This window comes from Actinotalea sp. C106, from assembly GCF_023630195.1.
Lineage (GTDB): Bacteria > Actinomycetota > Actinomycetes > Actinomycetales > Cellulomonadaceae > Actinotalea.
Genome location: NZ_JALPKN010000567.1, coordinates 1 through 877, shown reverse-complemented (window position 1 = coordinate 877; position 877 = coordinate 1). Strand labels below are relative to the sequence as shown.

General features: G+C 75.4%; 1 protein-coding gene. It reads left to right on the top strand.

Going from position 1 to position 877, the window contains the following annotated elements:
• Positions 1 to 238: 238 nt before the first annotated feature.
• Positions 239 to 877, top strand: a 639-nt coding sequence (locus tag L0B03_RS18525) for an RDD family protein (RefSeq protein WP_250448568.1), incomplete at its 3' end; no start/stop codon positions are given.

Below are 877 nucleotides of genomic sequence, written 5' to 3'. Positions count from 1 at the left end.
CGGCGCCCTGGTCGGCGCGTCGCTGCTCGCGGTCCGGCGCCGCGGACCGGAGCGGTCAGCACCTGCGGCGCGCTAACCTGCCCCTGATCGTCGGGACCGAGGGGGCGCGACGATCGCAGCTCCGGTCGATCCCCGCCGTGCGCGGCTCAGGGTCAGGGCTGAGGATGCCGATGCCCCTGGTAGGGCCCGGTGCGTCGGGTCCCTCCCACCTGCTCGAGCCGAAGGGAACCAGGACCTGATGCCGACCCCCGGGGCGCTGCCTGCCACGATGGCCCGGCGCCTGCTCGCCTTCGTGATCGACGGCGTCGCTGCCCTCCTGCTCGGCGGCGGGTTCGTCCTGGCCGGGACCCTGCCCCTCCTGCAGGCCGTCGCCGAGGGTGAACCGGTCACGACCGTCGAGAGCCCCTCGGTCCTCGTGCTGATCGGACAGGTGCTGCTCCTGGCCCTCGGGGTCTTCCAGTGGTGGTACCTGGGCACCCGCGGCTGGACCATCGGCAAGCGTCTGGTGGGCCTGCGCGTCCTCGGGGCCGAGACCGGGCGCCCCGTGGGCCTGGGGCGCGCCCTGCTGCGGTTCCTCGTCCCCGCGGCCGGCTCGCTGGCCTGCGGCGTGGGCCAGTGGGTGGTCTACGCCTCACCCTTCTTCGACTCCTCGGGCCGCCGACAGGGCTGGCACGACAAGGCCGCCGGGACCATCGTCTACGACGTCGCCACCGGGGTGGACCCGATGACGGCCTCGACGAGCGTCGGCGCCGCGCACGCCCAGCAGCGCCTCGACGCGATCCTGCGGCAGGACTCGGCCCGGGCCGAGCGGACCGCCACCGACGACCGCTCCGTCTGGGTCGGCCCGCCGCTCACCTCGACCGCCCCGGAGAGCGGC